Origin of the sequence: Glaciibacter sp. 2TAF33 (genome assembly GCF_052114945.1) — a bacterium.
Lineage (GTDB): Bacteria > Actinomycetota > Actinomycetes > Actinomycetales > Microbacteriaceae > Cryobacterium.
The window spans coordinates 1-19,208 of the sequence record NZ_JBFRFS010000001.1 but is presented as its reverse complement, the minus strand read 5'-3'; the positions used below and the strand labels follow the sequence as shown (position 1 = coordinate 19,208).

Sequence of the window (19,208 nt, the reverse complement as noted above, 5' to 3'; positions counted from 1 at the left end):
ATCGGACAGAGGAGACGACAATGGGCGAACAACCTGCAGGCACGGTTTCAGCAGAGCTGATGATCGACCTGATCATCTCGCTGGACGGCTACGCCTCCGCCGAGGGCTGGCCCGGATGGTGGGGGCTGGAGGGGCCGGAGTACCTGGCCTGGCTGGAGGAAGAGGGGAAGAAGGACTACACCGTCCTCATGGGGGCGACCACCTACCGGCTGATGAGCGGCATGTCAGAAGAGGCAGCGACCGAGGGCTCGGACTTCTCCGAGAACGAGGGAGCCAGCCTGACCGGCCTTGCCGCCATGCCGAAGGTCGTCTTCTCCTCCACCCTGCAGGCGCCCTTGGAGTGGCCGAACTCTGAGTTGGTCTCCGGGGACGCGGTCGAGGCGGTGACCGAGATGAAGCGCACCCGCACCGGCCGTCTCAGTACCCTCGGAAGCCTCAGCCTGTCCCGGTCGTTGCTGAGCGCGGGCCTCGTGGACCGGTTCCGGGTGGTGGTCTTCCCGGTGATCACCGGGCGCACCGGGCGGGAACGGATCTATGACGACTATCCGGACGTCTCGCTCGAGATGGTGGAGAGCAAGACCTTCGACGGCCGGATCCAGTTGCTCGAGTACATCCCCACCGTGATCAGCGGCCCGCCGGGCCGCGGTTCGGAGTGACAAAGGGCCCCTCCGCGAGGAGGGGCCCTTCCTGTTTCCGTCAGCGGCGACCGGCCAGGGCTTCGGCGGACTCCTCGAGCACCGTCTCGATGTCGTGGCCCGTCGGCATGCGCACCGCGGTCAGGACCAGAACGGCGACCGCTGCGCACAGCGCTGCGGCGACCCACAGGCCCAGGTGCATGCCATCGACGAAGGCGCCGTTCACACCGGGGAACCCGTCGAACACCGCGCCAGCGGATGCCGCTTCGACCGCGTCGGCGGGAAGGGCAGTCGCGGTGACGGCGGGGATCACGTGGGCGGCAACGATCGCCGACAGAATGGCGGTGCCGATGGCACCACCGACCTGGATGCAGGTGGTCTGGAAGCCGCTGGCTACGCCGGCAAGGTGCACCGGGGCCCCGCCCACGATGAGGTCTGCCCCCGACGGGATCGCAAAGCCGGACCCGAAGGCGATGACCACGAAGGGCACGGCCATCATCCAATACGGCGTTTCCACGCCAACCAGCGTCAACAACGCGAGGCCGACCGCCATCAGGCCAAGGCCCAGCGCGGCAACCGTGCGGGGGCCGATCTTCGAGGTGAGGAATGCACCGATGGGCGCGGACGGGATCGAGAAGACGCTCATCGGCAGCATCATCAGGCCCGCGGTTGCCGCGCTGTTACCCAGCGAGTTCATCAGGAACAGGGTCAGCAGGAACGTGACTCCGAGAATCGCGAAGAAATTGGCCAGGAAGACGAGGCCACCAACGCTGACACCAGCCGACTTGAAGAGGCTCAGCGGAAGGAGCGGGTATGCCACGCGACTCTCGACGACCACGAACAGGGCGAACAGCACCAGAGCGGCCGCACCGACGCCGATGGTCGCGGCGCTGCCCCAGCCCCAGCTCTGCGCCTGCACCACGGCGAAAACGACGGAGAACAGCGCTCCGCCGAGCAGGATGATCCCCGGGTAGTCGATCCCGCCACCCTTCTCAACGGCAGTCTCGCGGATCACCAGGGCGGCCATGACCACACCGAGGATGGCGATCGGTACGTTGATGTAGAAGACCCATTCCCACCCGACGCCCTGCACCAACAGGCCGCTCACGAGCGGCCCCCCGGCGATGGAGACGGAGGAGACCCCGCCCCAGATTCCCACGGCCATGCCGAACTTCTCGCGCGAGAACGTCGCCCGGAGCAGGGCAATTGTCTGCGGCATCAGGAGCGCCGCGCTCACGCCCTGCAGGGCGCGGAGCACGAGCACGCCTTCGATGCTTCCGATGAGGCCGATCGCGACGCTGGTGATGCCGAAGAGGACGACACCCATGATGTAGATCCTTTTCCGGCCGAAGCGATCGCCGAGCTTGCCCGCTGGAATGAGGCAGACGGCCAGGGCGAGCAGGTAGGCGTTGATGACCCATTGGAGCTCGCCGAAGGTGGCATCGAGGTCTGCCTGGATCGCCGGGTTGGCGATGTGCACGACGGTGGAGTCCAGACCGACCATGAACAGGCCGAAGCACACGGCGATCAAGGTGAGCGCCGGATGGCCCGGGCGCCGGAAGGGCGGAACGTCGGTTCCGAGGGGGGCGGATGCGGAGGCCACAGACACTTCTTTCTTGGTCATAGAAAATATAATTACATAAGTATAACTAATCACGTGGACGGCTCAGTTACCTCTACCGCGGCACCGGCCGTTGCGACTACGCTCTGACCAGTTCGCGCAGCAGTGCGCCGACCGGAGAGCAAGGGGTGCCCGATGAGCACTTTGACGCAATGGGAGCGGGACGAGGTCGCGCGAGCGAACGAGGGCGGCAGGCGGCCGGTGGTATTCATCCACGGCCTCTGGCTGCTCTCCAGCAGCTGGGACAAGTGGCGCGCCCTCTTCGAGGACAACGGATACACGACTGTCGCACCGGGCTGGCCGGACGATCCAGACAGCGTCGAGGATGCGAGGCGTGACCCAGACGTCTTCGCGAAGAAGATGGTCAACCAGGTGACCGACCACTACCTGGAAGCCATCGGCGAGCTTCAGCACGAACCCGCCGTGATCGGGCACTCCTTCGGCGGGCTGATCGCACAGAAGATCGCCGGCGATGGAGCGGCTGCGGCCACAGTGTCAATCGACAACGCACCCTTCCGGGGCGTACTCCCGCTGCCCGCGTCCTCGCTGAAGTCGGCCGCGCCGGTTCTGGCCAACCCGACCAATCTCGGCAAGGCGGTTTCGCTCACGTTCGAGCAGTTCCGTTATGGCTGGGCGAACCAGGTCGACGAGGCAGAGGCCCACGAGCTATACGACACCTATCACGTTCCAGCTTCCGGAGTGCCGCTGTTCCAGGCGGCGACGGCCAACCTGAACCCCTTCGCCGAGACCAGGGTCGACACGAAGAATCCCGACCGCGGTCCGCCGCTCCTGATTTCCGGAGAGGGCGACAACACCGTACCGTGGCCGATCATGGAAGCCGGCTACAAGCTCCAATCGCGCAACGACGGCGTGACCCGGGTCGCCAGGGTGCCGAACCGTGGCCACTCCCTGACCATCGACAGCGGATGGCGCGAACCGGCCGACGTCGCCCTCGCCTTCGTGCAGGAGTTCACTCCCGCCGAAATGTGAGAGCGGCGAAGCGGCCGCCCCGTCGGCCCCGCGCATTCACAGCGGGCGGTCATCTCCCGCTGCCACTCTTCAGCCATGGTGGACAAGAAGAAGAGCGAACGTGAGGCCATCGACGATGTCGTCAAGCGTTTGAAGAAAAAATATCCCGACATCCCCGGCAAGCACATCGAACAGATTGTCGACGACAACTACACGAAGCTCCAGAACGCCAAACTTCGCGACTACATCCCGGTCCTGGTCGAGCATGGTGCCAAGTCGGAGATCGTCAAGGCGAAGCACAAGGGCTGACCCTGGAACGCGGCATGAAATGAAATTGTCTCGACAAGTGGATACAACCTGTGTAATCCTCAACTGGGATCATCCGCATCCAGGCCCCGTGCGGCGCTCGAGGGAGTTCATTCTTGAAAAACGTATTCTTCGGAGAAACCGGTCCGGTTGCCATTCCGAAGCTCGCGCACACGCCAACCCCCACGTCTCAAGCGGATGCCGCGACAGCGGACGCGAAGGACCCACGAACGGCTCCGCCGGGGCCCGCTGACCACGGCGCCGAATCGCGCGAGGCCGGAGCCCATCACCGCGTGTCGGTTGCCAGGATGGATGAAGCGACCCTGGTCGTGAAGCTGGACCAGGCGATCCTGGGCTACATCCATCGGGCCGGCACCGTCTACGTCGCCCTCCGAGGCGTCACCCTCGGTCTCGCCGTCGAGGTCGGCCAGTCCGTTTCGCGGGCCCGTGCATTCGCACTGCTGCACTCCGACTGGCGCGGACCGGCGATCAGCGCCTGAACATCCCCGGGCTAACGCCCTCGCGTCCCACCTTCGTCATGCACGATGTACGCTCACAGGACCATTGTGAGAAGAGGGAGTGCGTTATGGACATGCGCCTGGAGCTGGTGCCACTGGTCTCGACCGACGTCGACCGAAGCAAGGCGTTCTACGTGGACCGGGTGGGCTTCACCCTCGACCACGATGTTGAGCCAGGGAACGGGATGCGCATAGTGCAGCTGACACCGCCGGGCTCCGCCTGTTCCATCGTCATCGGTGTCGGGATCAGCGAGCCCGAAGCGGCACCCGTCCGTGGCCTCCACCTGGTCGTGGACGACGTCGACGTCTCCCGCCGGACCCTCGTCGACAACGGGGTCGACGTTTCGGACGTGCATGACATGGGCAGAGGCGTTCGGTACGCCTACTTCAGCGACCCCGACGGCAACTCCTGGGCATTGCAGCAGATCACGCGGTGATCCGCAGCACGACGTTGCCCTTCTTGCGGCCGGTGTCGACATAGCGGTGTGCGTCGACGATGTCTACGAGGTCGTAGGTGCGGTCGATGACCGCCCGATATCGACCTGCTTCCGCGAGGCCGACGAGGAATGCCAGATCCTCGGCCCTGCTCCTGCCGACGCTGGCCGTCACCAACAGTCCGCTCTTCCGACGCCGACGCGATGCCCGCAGCAGACCGGCGAGGTCAGTGACGACGAGCAGCAGCGCGCCACCTGGCTTGACGGAGCCCGTCATCCGGTTGAGCGGGACATTGCCGACACAGTCCACGATCACGTCGAAGCGTTCGGCATGCGCCGTGAAGTCGTCGCTCGTGTAATCGATCACCCAGTCTGCACCGAGTGAGGTGACCAGCTCCGTATTGACGCCGCTGCAGACCGCGGTGACACGGGCGCCCAGCTCGTGGGCGAGTTGGACTGCTGCCGTACCCACCGCACCGGAAGCCCCGTTGACCAGCACACTGTCACCCGGTTCGACCACCACCTGATTCAGGTATCCCCGCGCCGTGAGCCCGCCGAAGACGAGCGTCACCGCTTCCTCATAGGTCATCGAGCGGGGCTTCGCGATGATGGCGTGGTCCTGGTGCACACACACGTACTCGGCATGACCGCCGAATGCTCCGCCGAGCATTGCGATCACCTCGTCGCCCGGCTTGAACCGGGTGACGTTCTCCCCGACGGCTTCGACGACCCCGGCGGCATCCATGCCGAGGACCGGGTGGCGGGGCCGGAGCAGGCCGAGGCCGTATGCCGCAAACGCGCCCAACCCGCGCGGAACGCTGCGGCTCCTGGCGCGGTGGTCCGCGACGCTCACGGTGCTCGCGTGCACCGCGATGAGCACCTCATCCTGCCGTGGTGCGGGCTTGGGCACCTGGACGAGCTGGACGACCTCGGGAGGTCCGAACCTCCCGTATGCGGCTGCCTTCATCAGGGGCGCAGCCCCGCGGGATCCGGCACCGGGTTGGGCAGGTTTCGCGTTGATCATCGCCTGGCCGTTCATGAGGCAGCCGCCGACCCCGCGGGCGCAGGGCTTGTGGTGACGGGGCTGGGCTTGAAGCCTTTCACGACCAACCATACGCCCAGTGAAAACTCCCAGCTCGCGAGCAGGAGTGCGCCGAGACCGGACAGCGGGGACACCGGCCCCCAGAGGCCGAACAGCGCGCCGACAACGGATGCGATGAGGAGGGGCGCCCCGATGAATCCCAGGATGGGAAGGATCCGGGGCACCAGGCGGGACGTGTACATCAGCGATCCCAGCAGCAGCGCATTCACTGCGGGGAGGAACCCCTGACCGAGCACGGTCGTCCAGGTGTTCAGGGCGAGCAGCGCCTGCCCGGTGATCACCGCCTCGTCTCCGGCGCCCGCCTGCCGCAGGGTCACGATGGCCAGGAGTGCGACGACTCCGGCGAAAATGGTGGCCGCCTCCAGGATGCGTGAGCTGACGAAGCCGAGGGCGACCCCTTCGTTCTGCCGCTTGACCACCGGGTAGAGTGCGATACCGGTTCCGATGCAGGCGAGGGCGACAATGATCTCCAGAATGCCACCAACGATCACGCCGGTTACCGGGCCTGCGCCGGCGATGAAGTGAGCGTCGGTTCGCACCGGACCATAGAGCGCGAGGGTCGGGATCGAGACGAAGGTCATCAGGTAAAGCACGCCGGCGACCAGCGCGGTTTTTCGCAGCGAGCTCATCGGGACTCGTTTCGCTGTGGGGGTGACGACGGTAGTCATGGTGTCAATCTCCTTTGTTGATCGTTTCGTGGGCTGTGGGAAGGTCGGGGTCGATCTGGGTGACATCGATTTGGCTGACGGAGACCAGCGGCAGGCCGAGGTCGCGCACCTTCTGGAGGAGTCCATGCAGGGCAGCCTGGTCGGTCACCCGACTGCGGAGTACGGTGGTGCCGTCGCTCTCAGCGCTGAGGCTGAGCACGTCGAACCACTCGGTCCACCGGGGGTCCAGGTGTCCTTCGAGGCGAACCTCGTACCAGCCGCTCATGGCACTCCTTCCTGATTCGAAGGTAGGAGCGGTGCTGGTGAGCGGCCATCACCAGATGTGGTGATAATCGTGGTGATTCAGAGGTCGAGTTCCTCTGCCCGCCGGACGGCGGCACGACGGTTGGTCACGCCGAGCTTGGCGTAAATGTGGCTGGTGTGGGTGCGCACCGTGTTCAGCGAGACCACCAGTTTCCGGGCGATCCCGGGACCGTCAAGGTCGGTTGCCAGCAGCCGGAGCACCTCGCCCTCCCGCTGGCTCAGCGGTTCGATCAGGCCAGGGCCGACGGGCGTCCTCCTCCCCGTCGCACTCATCGCGTTCATGGTGGCCAGGAGCCGACGAACATACGGCACGGCCGGTCCCTGATTGACCGCGGCTCGCAACAGCGCGGCCATCGGTTCCCCCTCGTCGGTGAAAATTCGAACGTAGCCCTCATGCTGGGACAACGCCACAGCGCGATGCAACGCGGCGAGCGCCGCTGCCGTGTCCCCGCGTGTCTGCTCGGCGAGGGCCCGGAGCACCAGGATTTCGATGACGCTCCCGGTTCTGCCGCCGTCTTCCGCCGCTCGCAGCAGTCGAGCGAGGAGGCCGATCGCTTCGTCGAGGTGGACCGCCGCCTCGTGGATGGAGTCACCCGGGCGCCCGGTGCGTTTCGCGCTTTCAGTGCTTTCCGCGGCATGGCGGGCCAGGAGTACCCTGGCCAGGGTGATGTGCTCGAACTCGCGCAGGTAGCTGAGGTCGTCGGCTGACGACAGTGCTCGTTCCCGCGCCCAGCCGAGCGCTTCACCCAGCCGCGCCTGCCTGATCCAGATCCGTGCTCGCAACGCCGCCACCGGCCGAACGTTCGGGAAGTAGTCACTCACGTAGAGCCGCTCCGCCTCGGCCAGCTGGTCAACCGCACCGGCCAGGTCGCCTTCGGACTCCCGGACCCGGGACATGGCCACCCGCCAGCGGTACAGGTTCTGCGCCAGCCCGCCCAGCGGCCCGAGCTCGTCGCTACGCCTGAGCAGTTCGGTCGCGCCGAGCGGGTCGTCGCGCTCGCGGAGGATCCCGCTCATCCCCACGTACATGTCGGCAGTTCCCCGGAGAACAGACCCCGGCTTCCCCGGCGCACGCTCCAGCGCGTGCTCGTAGGTGCGCAGGGCATCGTTCACACGCCCCTGGACGAGGCGGATGTCCGCCAATGCGATCGCGCACCCGAAGGTGTCGGCGAGGTGCCCGGCGCTGTACAGCCCGGCCAGGCATTCGGAGTACGACCGGTGCGCTGCTTCCAGGTCACCGCTCCCCCAGTAGGCGAGCCCCAACAGACCGGATGCGGCTGCACGACCGATGTGGTCTTCCGCGGGAGCGAGAGCGATCGCACGCTGTGCGTGGCGCACCGTGCCCGCCGGGTCACCACGCCCCAGGGCAAGGGCAGCCCGATACACCTCGATGGTCTCCGGGAGACGACGGAATTCCTCGTGGTCGCGGACGACCATGTCCGGTGATCCGGTACCGATCTCCCGGCCGTCGTCTCCCGGCGGCCCCAGCCACCGCTCGACGTTCCGCAGCCGCTCCTCGACTCCGTCGACGTCCCCGCTCACCAGCAACGCGCCGACCAGCCCAATGCCGAGCACCGGCCTGACGCGCACCACCTCATCAGGGAGCAGCTCCAACCAGCCGCGCAGTATGGCCTCCTGCCGGTTCCTCCGGATTGCCGGGACATACAGTTCGACGAGGTCCGCCGCCCGCTCGAAATCCTCCGCGGCCAGCGCGTGGCGGATCGCCTCCCGCGTGTCACCGGCCTGTTCGCACCACGCGCTTGCGCGCCGGTGAAGTTCGGCGAGCTCGTCGCCGCGCTCGTCCACCAGCCGGGCCTGCAACACGTCAGCGAAGAGCTGGTGGTAGCGATACCACTGCCGACGTTCATCGAGCGGAACAAGGAACAGGTTGCCCCTCTCCAGCGCAGCCAGCCGGGCCTTCCCGCCGTCCTGTCGGGTGACGGCATCGCACAGCGGGCCGGTCAGCCGGTCCAGGATGGACGTTTGGAGCAGGAAACGCTGGACATCCGCTGGTTGGCGCTGCAGGACCTCTTCGGCCAGGTAATCGACGATGTACCGGTCGTCACCGGCGAAACCCGCGATGAACGCGGACACGTCTGTGCGCCCCTGCATCGACAGTGCCGCCAGCTGGAGCGCGGCGATCCAGCCTTCGGTACGCGCGTCGAGTGCCGCGGCATCGTCGGCCGTCAGCGCGAGTCCCATCACGTCGGCGAGGTAGGAAGCCGCCTCCTCGGCCGTGAAGCGCAGGTCGGCGGCGCGGATCTCGACGAGCTCACCCCGTGCCCGCAACCGCGCCAGCGGCAGCATCGGGTCCGCGCGGCCGGCGATCACGAGGTGCAGTTGCGGGGGCAGCCGCTCCAGCAGGAACGCCATCCCCTCGTGAACCTCCCGCGATTCGATGAGGTGATAGTCATCGAGCACCAGGATCACGTCGTTCGTGAGGACGTGGAGGTCGTTGACGAGGGTGGCCAGCACCGCCTCGATGGGCGACTGCGGTGATTGCAGGAGCGAGAGCGCGGTTGCTCCGACGTCGTTCACGGATGCCTTCAGCGCGGTGACGACATAGGTCCAGAACAGGACCGGTTCGTTGTCGCCGGCGTCGAGCGAGAGCCACGCGGTCGACCATCCGCGGGCGGAAGCGGATGCCAGCCACTCGGCCAGGAGTGTGGTCTTACCGAAGCCGGCTGGAGCCGACACGAGGGTCAGCGTCGATTCAGTGCCGCGGCCCAGTCGTTCCTTCAGTCGGGGACGCGCGACCACCCTGCGGCGCAGCGTGGGAGTGTGAAACTTGGTCTCGAGAAGTGGGCCCGCCATGTCCCCCTCCCTTCAGCAGACAGTGTATGGCTGGTCAGCCGCCCGCGCGGACGCCGCGGACAGCCGGCCGCAGGATGACGGCGGATGCGCCGAACGCCGCGCCGAACGCTCCCAGCGTGATCACGGTCACCGTGGCATCCGGTCGCACGACCGACTGGCCGGAGAGCGCCTGGACACAGAGGATCGTGATGACGGCCGCGTACAGTCCCGCGGCCACGATCACAAGGCCCAGGCGGGTCGTCTCCCTGCGAAGGGCAGGCACCCGGGACGAGCCGAGCTCGAGCAGCAGCGCGGCCAGCGGCAGCAGCTGGAGGGCGTGCATGCCCACGAAGTGCGGAACGCGCAGGTCACCCGCGACCGTGCTCCAGCCGAGGATCGGCAGGCCAGGACCGCCGTCGGCCACTCCCACCGCGTGCGCGCCGGCGATGCCCTGGAAGTTGCCGAGCTGGGCGGATGTCGGTGAGGTCATGAAGAAGGCGAGGGCCATTCCGGCCAGGCCCAGGACCACCCCGGATCGGATGGCCCAGGAGCGGGCGGAGTCGCCGAGCCGGGCGAAGGCGAGGAGCGCCCCGACCAGGAGCGTGACCAGCCACACGACGACGATCGAGATCGCCATTGCCGCCCACAGCGCGGCATGGAACGGGGTGGAGACGTTGAAGTGGCTCGTGGTTCCGGCGATGACGGCACCGGTGATGATGACCATCTCCACCAGCAGCGCACCAGCCGCGATGGTCCCGGCCCACCACGCCAGGCGGCGGTGCCGTCCGGCCATCCCCGCGAGCCAGGACAGCGTCACAGCGTAGAGGAGGATTGAGACGGCGAACTTGAACGGTTTCGCCCAGATGGGCGCGCCGAGCAGCACTCGCGGGTCGATCATGAGCCCGATGATGCTGACGACGACCAGCGCCAGCATAGCACCGGCGAGGAGGATGAGGGGGCGGTGCCAGGTGATTGAGGTGCGTGTCACCAGGGGAGGATGCCGCAGGGTGGATGTCATCACTGCTCCAAATGGGTGTCGTACTAGCCGGTTGGGGGGTTGTAGCGCTGGTTGGATACGTGCTCCTGGGCAGTTCTCCTCAGCGCGGCGAAGAGCGCGTCCCCGAGCACCGTGCCGATCACGACGGTTTCGGATTTCTCCTCACGGGTCTCGCGGGTGTCGATCAAGTCCAGATCGGCTTCGGCGACGAGCAGCGCCGCCTCGGCGTAGCGCGCGAGCCATCTGGTGTCCGCCGGTTGGCCGGACGCGGCGAAGGCGCCCACCACCTGTGCGACGCCGAGGCGGCCCGGCCCGTCGGGGCTGTAGTCCCAGGCGGCCATGATCTCGTCAGCGTGCGCCAGGTCGTCGGCACGGACATCCGCTTGATCGATCGGAGCGGATGCCGCATGCTGGGCCACTCCGAGCGTGTAGGCAAGTGGGATCTCGGAATCGGCCGCGGCGAGGACCGACCGGGCGGCGGCGATAGAGAGGCCGCCCACCTTGACCAGCCCCGTGATCACGCGCAATCGTCGCAGGTGGTCGTCGGAGTAGTTCGCCTGGTTGACGTCGGTGCGCTCGCCAGGCGGCAGGAGCCCTTCACGCAAGTACATCTTGATCGTCGGAAGCGGGATGCCGCTCTGGGCGCTCAGCTGAGAGATCTTCACAACAGATATTATGTATATCCGATAGTGAAAATGTCTATAGCTGTCGCGCATCCCGCCGTCGCTGCGTGACGGAAAGCCGCGACGCCGGGACCGCACTCAGTCGGTGCCGAACTCCATCGCAGCGCGGTCGAGCGACGCCTCGGCGGCATCCGCTGCCTCGTCGGTGACGGGGGCGCCGACGATTGCCGCAGCCCCGCCCTGGTCCAGGGCGCCGACGAGCGCGGCGGTCTCCCCCGAGATGATGCCCTGCGCCGCGTACTGCTCCAGGCGAGCCCGGCTGTCGGCGATGTCGAGGTTGCGCATGGTCAGCTGGCCGATGCGGTCCACCGGGCCGAACGCCGCATCTCCGACGCGCTCCATCGAGAGCTTGTCAGGGTGGTAGCTGAGCGCCGGTCCGGTCGTGTTCATGATCGTGTAGTCCTCGCCGCGACGCAGGCGCAGCGTGACGGTGCCGCTCACGGCCGAGGCAACCCAGCGCACGATCGACTCGCGCAGCATGAGGGACTGCGGGTCGAGCCAGCGGCCCTCGTACATCAGGCGGCCGAGGCGACGACCCTCCGAGTGGTAGTTGGCGATCGTGTCCTCGTTGTGGATCGCGTTCAGCAGGCGCTCGTAGGCGATGTGCAACAGGGCCATGCCCGGTGCCTCGTAGATCCCGCGGCTCTTTGCCTCGATGATGCGATTCTCGATCTGGTCGCTCATGCCCAGGCCGTGACGGCCGCCGATGGCGTTGGCCTCGTGGACCAGGGCAACGGCATCCGTGAACTCAACGCCGTTGATGGCGACCGGACGGCCCGCCTCGAAGGTGAGGGTCACATCTTCGGTCTTCACCTCGACGTCGTCGCGCCAGGCGGCGACGCCCATGATCGGCTCGACGATCTCGATGCCGGTGTCCAGGTGCTCGAGGCGCTTGGCCTCGTGGGTGGCGCCCCAGATGTTGGCGTCGGTCGAGTAGGCCTTCTCGGCCGAGTCGCGGTACGGGAAGCCGTGGGCGACCAGCCACTCCGACATCTCCTGGCGACCCCCGAGTTCGGTGACGAACTGGGCGTCCAGCCACGGCTTGTAGATGCGCAGCTGCGGGTTGGCGAGCAGGCCGTAGCGGTAGAAGCGCTCGATGTCGTTGCCCTTGTAGGTGGACCCGTCGCCCCAGATGTCGACGCCGTCCTCCTTCATGGCGCGCACGAGCATGGTGCCCGTGACCGCGCGGCCGAGGGGCGTCGTGTTGAAGTAGGTGCGGCCGCCGCTGCGAATGTGGAACGCACCGCACTGCAGGGCGACGAGCCCCTCCTCGACGAGCGGGCCCTTGGCGTCGACGAGGCGCGAGAGTTCGGCGCCATACTCGAGGGCGCGCTCCGGCACCGTGTCGATGTCCGGCTCGTCATACTGGCCGATGTCGGCCGTGTACGTGCAGGGCACGGCGCCCTTGTCACGCATCCACGCGACGGCGACGGAGGTATCCAGACCTCCCGAGAAGGCGATGCCGACGCGTTCGCCGACGGGCAGGGAGGTGAGGACTTTAGACATGGCCTCCATCTTATTCGGCGGCGGAGGCTCCCAGTTTCGCCCGCTCCAGGCCGTCAAGCATCAGGTCGAGGCCGATGAGGAATTCGTCGCCATAGTCGTAGCCCGGCCGGAGGATGTGTTTCGTCATCAGTTCGACGAGGTGCGGGTACTCCTCGGCCGGGAGCTGCGCGAGCATGACCTGCGCCATCGCCTGCGTCTGCTCCTCCGACTCGAACGGGAGGCTGTTCTCCTGCACGGCGAAGCCATAGACGTAACTGTCGACGGCGGAGAAGGCGTGGGCTGTCATCGCTACCGAGAAACCGCCATTCCGGAAGGTGCCGATCACCCGGTTGTGGTGGCGCAGCGTCGACGGTCCGGGCTGGGTTCCGGAATCCTTCAACCCGGTCGCCCACGGATGCCGCGCCAAGACCTCGCGGAATGAGATCGAGCGTTTGCGAATGGCGAGCTTCCACTCGTCACCGTCGGAGGGCAGTTCGATTTCGCCGAAGATCGCGTCAACCATGCCGTTCAGCAGGTCTTCCTTGTTTGCGACGTGGTTGTACAGCGACATCGCCTCGACCCCGAGCTCCTCCCCGAGCTTGCGCATCGTGAGGGCGTCGATGCCGCGGGCATCCGCCAGTTCGATCGCGGTGCGGAGCACGCGGTCCCGGTTGAGGCGTACCCGAGGTCCCGCGGCGGCTTGCGCGCGGGGCGTCATCGTCGAATTCCCGTCGATCTGCCCATTGACAAACCTTACTACGTATATGTACGGTACTTACATCGTAAACATACAACGTAAGGAAAGCTGATGACCATCCTCCTGCACCCACCGATGACAGGTGCCGCGGCTCGCCGCACGTCAGTGGCCGGCTTCATCTCCTGGTCTCCGCGGACGGCCAGCCTGGTCGCCGGCGTGAGCCTCGCGCTCATGGCCGTGCTGGCCCCACTCGGCAACTTCGGCGCCATCGCGCCGCTCATTGCGGCGGGCGACGCGGCGCAGACCGCCGCGGCCATAGGCAACGCCCCAGCGCAGTGGCTCTTCGGCGTCGTCGCCCTGTTCCTGGTCACGATCCTCGACATCGTCGTGGCCGCAGCCTGGTATGTGCTCTTCGCGCCGGTCAGCCGCGTCGTTTCTGCCGTCGCGGCGTGGTTGCGCGTCGCTTTCGCCGTCGGCTTCATGGTTGCCATCAGCCAACTCGTGGTCGCGCTCGACCGCCTTGACGACCCCGCCGCCGTCGTCAGCGCCACCCACGCCTTCTCGACGATCTGGTTGATCAGCCTGGGGGTCTTCGGCACCCACTTACTCGTGATCGCCGCCCTGGCCTACCGCTCGGGGTTCGTGGCGCGTATCTTCGGCGCCCTGCTCGCTGTTGCCGGCCTTGGCTACATCGCGGATGCCGTCGGCACGGTATTCATTCCCGGCTTCACCGCCGTTTTCGGCAGCCTTCTCTTCATCGGCGAGGTGGCAATCATCTTCTGGCTGTTGATCAAGGGCCGCCGCCTCGTTGCCGCCGGCGCTCGCACGGAAGCAGTCGGCCGATGAGGGCCATCGTCTCCCGCAACTACGGCACCCCCGATGTCCTGAGCATTGAGGAGGTCGCCACGCCGGTGCCGGGCGCGGGCGAGTTGCTGGTACGCAACCACGCTTCCGTTGTCACCGCCGCGATGTGCCACGCTCGATCCGGCAGTCCGTTCTCGACTCGGCTGTATTTCGGTCTCCGGAGACCGAAGTGGCCAATCCTCGGCACGGTCTTCTCCGGCGAGGTCGAGGCAATTGGAAGCGCGGTGACCCGTTTCCGGGCGGGTGACCGAGTCTCCGGCGTCAACGTGACGGACTTCGGCGCACACGCCGAATATGTCGTGGTCGGGGAGGACGGGGTGGTCGTGCCGACGCCGGCCAACCTGACGCACCCCGAAGCGGCCGCTGTCTTCGACGGCTCGGTCACGGCGTTGCCGTTCCTGCGGGACACCGCCGGGCTGGGAGCCGGCCAGTCCATCCTGGTCAACGGAGCCTCGGGCGCAGTGGGAACCGCGGCGGTCCAGCTTGCGAAGTATTACGGCGCAACAGTTACCGCGGTGTGCAGCACGGGCAACGTCGCTTTGGCCAGGTCATTGGGGGCCGACACCGTCATCGATTACACGGCGGACGATTTCACCCTGCGCCGGGATGCCTACGACGTCATCTTCGACACCGTCGCGAGCAGCTCCTTCGGACGCAGCCGACGCGCCCTGAAGCGCGGGGGGATCTACCTCACGACCGAGCCGACCCCGCCGATCTTCGCGCAGATGCTCTGGACCTCACGGATCGGCAGCAGGAGGGCCGCCGTCACACTCACAGGCCTGGCCAAACCCGCGGTGATGACCGAGAACATCCGCTTCATCGCGGAGCTTGCGAGCTCGGGCAGGTTCGCACCCGTCATCGGCCGCACATTTGCGATGGAGCAGGGGGCCGAGGCTCATCGGCTGGTCGACAGCGGACGGAAGACCGGAAGCGCCGTGATCACACTGGCTGCCTGACCGAGATCATTCAGAGATCTCTCAGGCCCAGAGCAGCGCGACACCGACGCCGACCAGCCAGAGCGACCAGCCGATGTAGGCGATCGGTGTGACGGCGGCGGCGACCTTCCAGCCGCCCGGTTCGAACGGGCCGACGAACTCGAGCGAGCAGGCCGCCAGGACTGCGCCGATGACTATGCCGATCGAGCCGACCCAGCCGGGAACGACGTCGGTCTGGAGTATGGCGGCTCCGACCAGAGTGGTCCAGGCCCCGGTGAACAAGTAGCCCAGGTGTTCGCCGACGGCCACGCCGAGGAAGCGGTTGAAGGACTGGAAGACAGTGTCGACCGCATCCTTTCGCGCCGGCGTGGCCTGGGGGTCAGCGACGGCCCTGGCGAGATAGGGCACCAGGAACGGCCAGCGGATGAGACCGAGGAACTGCACAAGCGCTGCCAGCACACCGGCCACGGCTCCGACGCCGAGCAGGAGGGGATCGGCGCCGGCGAGGGATGCGGCCAGCAGGACCGCCAGCGGCGCCAGGAGCACGGCGGTCATCGCGAATGCCCACCAGAGCAGGACCAGCGCGGATCCACCGGCGCGGAACTTCGCGAGGATCTCCTCGGTTGGCCGACGGAGCACGTCCGGGTAGTCGAACAGCCGGGCCAGGCCGGCGAAGGTCGCGTTGAAGGCGACCGGCAGGGCGATGAGCAGCACACCGGCGAGGACGGTGGCAGTGCCGGTTGCGTGGTCGGTCATTGCGCGCTTGCGATCAGGGATGACATCGGGTCTTCTCCACGGGAGAGGTTGTGTACGCCGTACGTTAGCCCATAACGTACAATGTATGCAAGATCTGGGTTCCCGGAAAGTTGGTTCCATGCCCGCGGTGAGTTCGGCATCCGCCCGCAGTCGGCGGGCGCGTAACTCGTTGACGTTCGAGGGCATCCTCAATGCCGGTGAGCAGGTCGCTGCAACCGGGTTCGATGCGCTCACCATTCGGGCCGTCGCGACCGAGCTCGAGAGCTCTCCGATGTCCCTGTACCGCTACTTCGGGACCAAGGGCGAACTCGTGGACGCGCTTTTGAACCGGGTGCTCGGACGATTCGCTCATCCGTTGGAGGACGGACCGTGGATCGAGGCGTTGCGCCGGTTCGCTGTCAATCACCGGACGTTACTCCTGGACCACCCCTGGGCAATCGCGCCGCTGATCGCGAACCCGTACCCGGGGCCGAACGCGTTGCCGATCGGCGAGACGGCGCTGCGAATCCTTGACCGAGGCAACATCAGGGGGGACGATGCGGTTGCGGTTTTCAGCGGGATCGTCGCTCTGAACTATGGCTGGTCGTCTTTCGTGGTTGCCCGTTCGGGTTCCGGTGGCGTGCAGGCGGTTCGGGATGTGGCCCGGGGCCAGGCGTCGCCTGACTACCCGTTCACCGGGCGAGTGGCCGAGCCGCTGAGCCGATTCGGAAGCGACGATCACTATGCGAGCATCCTGGACCAGCTTCTGGTGGGTGTGGCCGCAGCGAGTCCCACCCGCCAACTGTGATGGCCGGTGATCGGGGCGGGGCTCGGACAGGCGGGACCGAGACAGGCGGGGTCGAGACAGGCGGGGTCGAGACGCTGGGAGTGGCCGGGTGAGTGCTGCCGGCGACTTCGTGGACGCCGCCCTTCGGCGCGAGGGCGACCATTATCGGGCTGCTGAAGCGCGAGCACGGCTCGGCGGCAGCGACATCCGCTTCTACGGAGCATCGGTCGGGGCCGTACGAGGAGCCATTCGGGACGCTGGTCGTCGCTATCCCGACCTGACGCACGACGACGTCACTGCCCTGAGTTCGGAACTGTGGGCCGAGCCGGTTTTCGAACGCCGGCTGGCCGCCGTCGTGCTGCTGCAGTCGAATGTCGGACTCCTTCGCAACTCCGATTTGACCCGGATCGAGGGTTTCGTGCGCGAGGCGCGGGTGAAGGAACTGGTCGACCCCTTGGCCGCCGATGTCGTCGGCCCACTTGTGGCCGGTTTGCGGGGGCAGGAACGCCAGCGAGCGGATGCTGTCATCGGTCGTTGGGCGGACGGCGACAACGAGTGGCTTCGCCGCGCCAGCATGGTGGCACAGGCGCGGGTGGTGGAAAGATGATGGCCATGACCGAGGACGACATCATGGCGTTCGCCCGGAGCCTGCACGGGGTTGTCGCGACAACGGCAAGCGAAGCGAGCGGCGCACCAGAAGCGGCCTGGGGCGACTCGTTCATCTTCTACGATCCGGTGGGCGATCCCGTCAACCAGCACTTTCCGTTCGCGACCCTCGTCACAAGCGACTACGCCGGCTTCGACGAGTCGTCCGAGCTCAACCGTCCCGGCGTTTTCCGGCTCAACATCGCGGTGGGCCGGAACGCGTTCGAGAGCCTGATCGGTTACCCGGCCACTGAGCATCCGTTGCACGCGACCGAGTTCGACTACACGGCGCTCGACACGCTGCTTCCCCACCCGGTGTATGCCACGCAGGCCTGGGTCTCGATTCTGTGTCCTGGCGGAGAGACCGCGGAGCAGTCAAAGGCGTTACTGGCCGACGCCCGTCGTCAGGCTGCCGAACGGTACAAGCGACGCAACGGATGACGCAACCTATGGCGCACGGGACGTCGCCGACCGGTGGCCGGCTTCGGGTACGGATGTCGCCGCGGGCGACGGATGAACCGCACCGGGTTTCGAGCCCGCTCGAGTTGTTGTTCGATCTGACCTTCGTCGTTGCCGTGGCGAGCATAACCGCCCAGCTCGCGCACGGCATTTCGGACGGGCATGTACTTCTGGGGCCGTTCCTGCAAGTGTTCTTCGCGATCTGGTGGGCGTGGATGAACTTCACCTGGTTCGCTTCGTCGTACGACACGGACGATGTTCCGTATCGACTGCTGACCCTGGTGCAGATGGCGGGGGTTCTGGTGCTCGCCGCCGGTGTGCCGGCAGCAGTGAATGAGACTGACTACCGCGCGGTCACTCTCGGCTACCTGATCATGCGGGTGGGGCTGGTGGCCCAGTGGCTGCGAGTGGCATTCGAACATCCGGCCAGTCGCGGAATCGGTCTGCGCTACGCGTCGGGCATCGCGATCGTGCAGGTGGGATGGGTCCTTCGACTCCTCCTTGCCCAGGCCGGACTGCTGCCGGAGGCGTGGCAGGTTCCGGTGTTCCTCGGGCTGGTCGTGTTGGAGCTGGCCGTGCCACCGTGGGCAGAGCGAAAGCTGAGCACGAGCTGGCACCCGCACCATATCGCTGAGCGGTACGGCCTGTTTACGATCATCCTCCTGGGCGAAAGCGTGCTCGCCGCTTCGACAGGTGTGGAGGCTGCGCTGCGCGCCGGGGGGCTCAGCGGCTCACTCGTCACGGTCGCGATTTCCGGGCTGGTGCTGCTCTTCACCCTGTGGTGGCTGTACTTCCTGGAGCCGGCCGGCGACGGTCTGGAACACCACCGAGAGTTGTCGTATCTGTGGGGATATGGCCACTACGGCATTTTCGCCGCGCTCGCCGCGCTGGGAGCGGGTCTGGAGGTCGCGGTCGCGCGCACCGGCGGCCATCTGGAGGCGCCTGCCGCCGTGGTCGGATATGCCGTAGCGGTCCCTGTGGCCTGCTTCCTCGTTCTGCTGTGGGCCGTACATGCGCCGCTTGTGCAGCGGTTGGTGATACGGCCGGCGGCGACAATAGCCGCGAGCGTCATCGTGCTGCTGTCGCCTCTTGCTTCAGGCGTGGTGGGATTGCCTGCCGTCGTGGCGTGCATCGCCGTGGTGTGCGTGCTGGTCGTTGTGGTGACAGTTGCGCCCCGAAGGTCGCGGGGAAACCTGACGCAGGCTGGCGCACCGAACGTGCTGGAGTAGGGACCGCGGCCGCTGGGAGTGCCGCTACTTCAGGTGCTGTCGCGACTGCTGGTGCTGCTTAGAAGGGCGGGTTCTGGTCGAGGTAGCGCTGAGCTTCCGCTTCCGCTGCGGCTTCCGCTTCCACTGCCGCTGGGGCTTCCTCTGCTCGCGCTGCGGCTTCCGCTGCCGCTTTCGCTGCCGCTCTTGCCGTGGTTTGTGCGGTCGCGGTTGTCGCGGTGGGGTGGAGGGTGGCGGTGATGGGGGTGTCGGGTTCGGTGATGTAGGTGTGGCCGGTGGGGGTGGTCCAGGTGAGGGTGCCGCTGCCGTCGCGGGCTTGGGTGTAGGTCCAGCCGGCTTGGTGTTT

At 66.8% G+C, this 19,208-nt stretch carries 21 protein-coding genes and 1 pseudogene; 11 read left to right on the top strand and 11 right to left on the bottom strand.

Annotated features, from left to right (window positions below):
• Positions 1-20: 20 nt before the first annotated feature.
• Positions 21-656 (top strand): dihydrofolate reductase family protein, encoded by a 636-nt coding sequence (locus AB4Y94_RS00110; RefSeq protein ID WP_441723571.1) that lies wholly within the window; start codon positions 21-23, stop codon positions 654-656.
• A gap of 40 nt (positions 657-696) precedes the next feature.
• Here the strand turns inward: AB4Y94_RS00110 and AB4Y94_RS00105 are convergent, their stop codons facing one another.
• A complete protein-coding gene (locus tag AB4Y94_RS00105) occupies positions 697-2,259 on the bottom strand; it encodes an MFS transporter (protein WP_441723569.1) in 1,563 nt (520 codons plus the stop codon).
• Between the two features lie 132 nt (positions 2,260-2,391).
• On the opposite strand from AB4Y94_RS00105, the gene AB4Y94_RS00100 reads away from it, so the two are divergent.
• The 4 genes from AB4Y94_RS00100 (at position 2,392) to AB4Y94_RS00085 (ending at position 4,486) form a co-directional block, all read left to right on the top strand.
• Complete coding sequence (locus AB4Y94_RS00100; RefSeq protein WP_441723568.1) at positions 2,392-3,246, top strand: alpha/beta hydrolase; 855 nt, start codon at positions 2,392-2,394, stop codon at positions 3,244-3,246.
• Between the two features lie 75 nt (positions 3,247-3,321).
• Positions 3,322-3,534, top strand: coding sequence for a three-helix bundle dimerization domain-containing protein (locus AB4Y94_RS00095; RefSeq protein ID WP_441723567.1), 213 nt, complete (start codon positions 3,322-3,324; stop codon positions 3,532-3,534).
• 305 nt (positions 3,535-3,839) lie between these two features.
• Complete coding sequence (locus AB4Y94_RS00090) at positions 3,840-4,031, top strand: hypothetical protein (protein WP_441723565.1); 192 nt, start codon at positions 3,840-3,842, stop codon at positions 4,029-4,031.
• 86 nt (positions 4,032-4,117) lie between these two features.
• Complete coding sequence (locus AB4Y94_RS00085; RefSeq protein WP_441723563.1) at positions 4,118-4,486, top strand: VOC family protein; 369 nt, start codon at positions 4,118-4,120, stop codon at positions 4,484-4,486.
• Here AB4Y94_RS00085 and AB4Y94_RS00080 read toward each other — a convergent pair.
• The 8 genes from AB4Y94_RS00080 to AB4Y94_RS00045 all read right to left on the bottom strand — a co-directional run bounded on the left by AB4Y94_RS00080 (position 4,476) and on the right by AB4Y94_RS00045 (position 13,232).
• A complete protein-coding gene (locus tag AB4Y94_RS00080; RefSeq protein WP_441723561.1) occupies positions 4,476-5,522 on the bottom strand; it encodes an NAD(P)-dependent alcohol dehydrogenase in 1,047 nt (348 codons plus the stop codon). The two genes, AB4Y94_RS00085 and AB4Y94_RS00080, sit on opposite strands and share 11 nt — an antisense overlap.
• Positions 5,519-6,253 (bottom strand): DUF4386 domain-containing protein, encoded by a 735-nt coding sequence (locus tag AB4Y94_RS00075; RefSeq protein WP_441723560.1) that lies wholly within the window; start codon positions 6,251-6,253, stop codon positions 5,519-5,521. The genes AB4Y94_RS00080 and AB4Y94_RS00075 overlap by 4 nt, the downstream gene beginning before the upstream one ends.
• Positions 6,254-6,257: 4 nt before the next feature.
• Complete coding sequence (locus tag AB4Y94_RS00070; protein WP_441723558.1) at positions 6,258-6,518, bottom strand: hypothetical protein; 261 nt, start codon at positions 6,516-6,518, stop codon at positions 6,258-6,260.
• Between the two features lie 77 nt (positions 6,519-6,595).
• The gene (locus AB4Y94_RS00065; RefSeq protein WP_441723556.1) at positions 6,596-9,370 is read right to left on the bottom strand and encodes a LuxR C-terminal-related transcriptional regulator; all 2,775 of its coding nucleotides are present in this window, start codon (positions 9,368-9,370) and stop codon (positions 6,596-6,598) included.
• A gap of 34 nt (positions 9,371-9,404) precedes the next feature.
• Positions 9,405-10,367 carry a hypothetical protein gene (locus AB4Y94_RS00060; protein WP_441723555.1) on the bottom strand — a complete coding sequence of 321 codons (963 nt, stop codon included), beginning with the start codon at positions 10,365-10,367 and terminating at the stop codon, positions 9,405-9,407.
• 23 nt (positions 10,368-10,390) lie between these two features.
• Positions 10,391-11,011, bottom strand: a complete 621-nt coding sequence (locus tag AB4Y94_RS00055; RefSeq protein WP_441723554.1) for a MerR family transcriptional regulator — start codon at positions 11,009-11,011, stop codon at positions 10,391-10,393.
• A gap of 96 nt (positions 11,012-11,107) precedes the next feature.
• Complete coding sequence (gene argG / locus AB4Y94_RS00050) at positions 11,108-12,535, bottom strand: argininosuccinate synthase (protein WP_441723552.1); 1,428 nt, start codon at positions 12,533-12,535, stop codon at positions 11,108-11,110.
• 10 nt (positions 12,536-12,545) lie between these two features.
• Positions 12,546-13,232, bottom strand: a complete 687-nt coding sequence (locus tag AB4Y94_RS00045) for a TetR/AcrR family transcriptional regulator C-terminal domain-containing protein (protein ID WP_441723550.1) — start codon at positions 13,230-13,232, stop codon at positions 12,546-12,548.
• Between the two features lie 90 nt (positions 13,233-13,322).
• Here AB4Y94_RS00045 and AB4Y94_RS00040 point away from each other — a divergent pair, with 90 nt between their 5' ends.
• Complete coding sequence (locus AB4Y94_RS00040; RefSeq protein WP_441723548.1) at positions 13,323-14,057, top strand: DUF4386 domain-containing protein; 735 nt, start codon at positions 13,323-13,325, stop codon at positions 14,055-14,057.
• The gene (locus AB4Y94_RS00035) at positions 14,054-15,031 is read left to right on the top strand and encodes an NAD(P)-dependent alcohol dehydrogenase (protein WP_441723546.1); all 978 of its coding nucleotides are present in this window, start codon (positions 14,054-14,056) and stop codon (positions 15,029-15,031) included. Before AB4Y94_RS00040 ends, AB4Y94_RS00035 begins: the two co-directional genes overlap by 4 nt.
• Positions 15,032-15,052: 21 nt before the next feature.
• On the opposite strand, the gene AB4Y94_RS00030 is transcribed toward AB4Y94_RS00035, so the two are convergent.
• Positions 15,053-15,766, bottom strand: coding sequence for a DUF4386 domain-containing protein (locus AB4Y94_RS00030; RefSeq protein WP_441723544.1), 714 nt, complete (start codon positions 15,764-15,766; stop codon positions 15,053-15,055).
• A 118-nt stretch (positions 15,767-15,884) separates the two neighbouring features.
• On the opposite strand from AB4Y94_RS00030, the gene AB4Y94_RS00025 reads away from it, so the two are divergent.
• From AB4Y94_RS00025 to AB4Y94_RS00010, 4 genes are all read left to right on the top strand, one after another.
• Positions 15,885-16,553, top strand: coding sequence for a TetR/AcrR family transcriptional regulator (locus AB4Y94_RS00025; protein ID WP_441723543.1), 669 nt, complete (start codon positions 15,885-15,887; stop codon positions 16,551-16,553).
• A gap of 88 nt (positions 16,554-16,641) precedes the next feature.
• Entirely contained in the window at positions 16,642-17,139 is a 498-nt protein-coding gene (locus AB4Y94_RS00020; RefSeq protein ID WP_441723541.1) for a DNA alkylation repair protein, read from the top strand.
• Between the two features lie 5 nt (positions 17,140-17,144).
• Positions 17,145-17,618 carry a DUF6194 family protein gene (locus AB4Y94_RS00015; protein ID WP_441723539.1) on the top strand — a complete coding sequence of 158 codons (474 nt, stop codon included), beginning with the start codon at positions 17,145-17,147 and terminating at the stop codon, positions 17,616-17,618.
• 8 nt (positions 17,619-17,626) lie between these two features.
• Entirely contained in the window at positions 17,627-18,865 is a 1,239-nt protein-coding gene (locus AB4Y94_RS00010; protein ID WP_441723537.1) for a low temperature requirement protein A, read from the top strand.
• 58 nt (positions 18,866-18,923) lie between these two features.
• Here AB4Y94_RS00010 and AB4Y94_RS00005 read toward each other — a convergent pair.
• Positions 18,924-19,208: pseudogene (locus tag AB4Y94_RS00005) on the bottom strand (hypothetical protein); the annotation flags it as partial.